Raw genomic sequence first — 2994 nt, 5'->3', positions numbered from 1 at the left:
GAGCCCTGAAGGAGAACCTAAAGCAGTTGATTCAGCTAACATTGATGATAATCTAATGGGTTTGGATATTGGTATAAAAACAATATCTTTATTTAAGGACGGACTGAAAGATGCAAAAACAATTTTATGGAATGGTCCTATGGGATTATTTGAAAATGAATCATTTGCCAATGGAACCTTTGAGGTAGCACATTTTTTGGCTAAATCAGATGGGTTTGTAATAGTAGGTGGTGGTGATTCAGTAAGTGCCATACATAAAGCTGGTGTAGAAAAAAATATCGACCATATTTCAACCGGTGGGGGTGCCTCATTAGAATTTATAGAAAATGGAACATTACCATGTATTAGTATTTTAACTTATTGACAAATTTTTATTTATTTGATATAAGCAACTTCAAAATATTGATGATGGATAGTTTATGATTAGCATTGATATAACGCTATTTTTCCAAGTTATAAATTTCATAATAGTAATAGTAATATCTAAGTATATGATAGCTGATCCTCTAATAGGTGCAATCGAAAAAAGAAATAATAAAATATTATCATTAGAACAACAGGTAAATGAGAAAAAGAAAAAGATAGAGGAGCTTCAAAAATTATATGAACAAAAGAAATTAGATGCAAAAAGAGAGTTAAATGAGCTTAAGAAAGATACTATTGAGGACACAAAAAAAGAGGTTTCAAATTCAATACAGAGGGAGAGGCAAAAATTAGATAAATATTATAAAGAACAATTAAAGGATTTAAATAAACTATATGAAAAGCTTATCGTTGAATTAGAAAAAGATATGCCTGGAATAAAAAAATTAATAATTCAGAAAGTCCTATGAAAAATAAACTGATTATAATTATTTTATTTATAATAATACCATTAACATTGTTAGCTAGCGAGGGCAATACCCATGAAATTAGCACCTTAATCTGGAGAATTCTAACCTTTTTAATATTTATATGGTTACTGTATAAGTTTATAAAGACTCCACTAATAGATTTTATTAACAATAGGGTTATGGAGGTTAAGAAAAGGTTAGTAGGTTTAAATGAAGAGAATAGCAAATTAAAAGAAGAGCTTGATTCAGCAGATAAGATGCTAAAGGGTGTTGATAGTGAGATAGAAGAATTAAAAACTAGGTTTAGAGAATCCATTGAAAAGGAGAGAGAGGCAATCTTAGAAGAAGGTGAGAGACAGCTTGAAAAGCTTAGAAAATCAGCGGAAAAAGCTATTGAACTTGAGATTAGAAAAGCTGAAATAAAGTTAATTAATCAAATACTTCAGAAATCTATTGAACAGTCAAAGAAAGATATTCTAGAGAAACTAGATGTGAAATTACATAACCAAATAAATCTTAATCGAGTAGAAAGGATTAGTGAGTATGAACTTTAATAGTCTTGTCAAGAAATATGGAGACTCTTTTTTTAGCGTTGCAAAACAAGAAAACTGTTTAGATAGTTTGTTAGAGAATTATAAGAATTTTATGATTTTTTTAGAATATTCTAAATATATTAATGAAATTTTTATCTCACCTGTTATATCGAAAAAAGAAAAACTTGATTTATTAGAAGATATTGTAAAGCTTGTAGGTTATGATACATTATTTTACAATTTTTTAAGAATATTAATTTTAAACAATAGATTTAAATATTTAACGGGTATTTACGATTATATTTTATATTTAAATAATGAATATAATAATATATTAGTTGCAATTGCTATCTTTGCCTATAAGCCAACAGATGAGATAATTAATAGATTAAAGGATAGATTATCATCTATTTCAGGTTATAGTAAAGTTGAGTTAGAATTAAAAATAAACAAGAATATTATAGGTGGTTTTATTGTTAAGTATAAGGATATTATTATAGATGCAAGTATAGAGTGTGCACTTCAGAATTTAGTAAATAAAGTTGGAGGAGTTGTTTAATGCAGTTAAAAGCTGACGAGATTAGTAAGATTATAAAAGAAAACATTGAGGATTTTGAAAAAGTATCTGAGATTAATGAGGTAGGCTATGTTATTAGTTCTGGAGATGGTATTGCACGTATTTATGGTCTAAATAATGTTATGGCAGGGGAGTTGGTAGAGGTTAAAAAAGATAGATATGGTATAGTGATGAATGTCGAAGAGGATTCGGTTGGTGTAGTTGTGGCAGGGGATTATGAAGATATTAAAGAGGGAGATGTTATAAAGCGTACTAATCGTATAGCCTCTGTTCCTGTTGGCGAATCTTTATTAGGTAGAGTGGTTAATCCTTTAGGACAACCAGTTGATGGTAAAGGTCAGATTAAGGGTGAGAAATTTGATGTTATAGAAAAAATAGCACCTGGTATTGTTCAAAGAAGACCTGTTAATGAACCGTTGCAAACTGGTTTAAAGGCTATTGATTCAATGATCCCTATTGGTAGGGGTCAGAGAGAATTAATTATTGGTGATAGGCAAACTGGGAAGACTGCTATTGCGCTTGATACAATTATTAATCAAAAAAATACAGATGTTTACTGCGTCTATGTTGCAATTGGCCAGAAAAACTCAACAGTTGCAAGGGTTGTTGATACCCTTGAAAAATATGGTGCTATGGATTATACAATTATTGTTTCTGCCTGTGCAAATGAGCCTGCCCCATTACAATATCTAGCTCCCTATGCAGGGTGTACGATGGCTGAATACTTTAGAGATAAAGGTGGACATGCACTAGTTATTTATGATGATCTTTCTAAGCACGCAACAGCTTATAGGCAACTTTCTCTGCTACTTAGAAGACCACCAGGTAGGGAGGCATATCCAGGGGATGTTTTTTACTTACATTCTAGGCTTTTAGAAAGGGCTGCTAAATTTAATAGTGATCATGGTGGTGGTTCTTTAACTGCACTACCTATTATAGAAACCCAAGCAGGAGATGTTTCGGCGTATATACCAACAAATGTTATTTCCATCACTGATGGACAGATTTATTTAGAAGGTGATTTGTTTTATGCAGGTCTAACACCTGCATA

5 protein-coding genes are annotated in these 2994 nt (G+C 30.9%); all 5 read left to right on the top strand.

Features of this window, described 5'->3' with window-relative positions:
* Nucleotides 1–364, top strand: a 364-nt coding sequence (gene pgk / locus SVN78_09885) for a phosphoglycerate kinase (protein MDY6821915.1), incomplete at its 5' end; no start/stop codon positions are given.
* 55 nt (nucleotides 365–419) lie between these two features.
* On the top strand, nucleotides 420–833 hold the full coding sequence (locus tag SVN78_09880; protein MDY6821914.1) for a hypothetical protein: 414 nt from the start codon (nucleotides 420–422) through the stop codon (nucleotides 831–833).
* A complete protein-coding gene (locus SVN78_09875; GenBank protein ID MDY6821913.1) occupies nucleotides 830–1387 on the top strand; it encodes an ATP synthase F0 subunit B in 558 nt (185 codons plus the stop codon). Before SVN78_09880 ends, SVN78_09875 begins: the two co-directional genes overlap by 4 nt.
* Entirely contained in the window at nucleotides 1377–1925 is a 549-nt protein-coding gene (gene atpH / locus SVN78_09870) for an ATP synthase F1 subunit delta (GenBank protein MDY6821912.1), read from the top strand. The genes SVN78_09875 and atpH overlap by 11 nt, the downstream gene beginning before the upstream one ends.
* On the top strand, nucleotides 1925–2994 hold a 1070-nt coding region (atpA, locus tag SVN78_09865; protein MDY6821911.1), incomplete at its 3' end, for a F0F1 ATP synthase subunit alpha. The genes atpH and atpA, both read left to right, overlap by 1 nt.

This window comes from Deferribacterota bacterium, from assembly GCA_034189185.1.
In the GTDB taxonomy this organism is placed as follows: domain Bacteria; phylum Chrysiogenota; class Deferribacteres; order Deferribacterales; family UBA228; genus UBA228.
The sequence above is the reverse complement of the archived record's forward strand: the minus strand, read 5'-3'. Positions and strand labels throughout refer to the sequence as shown.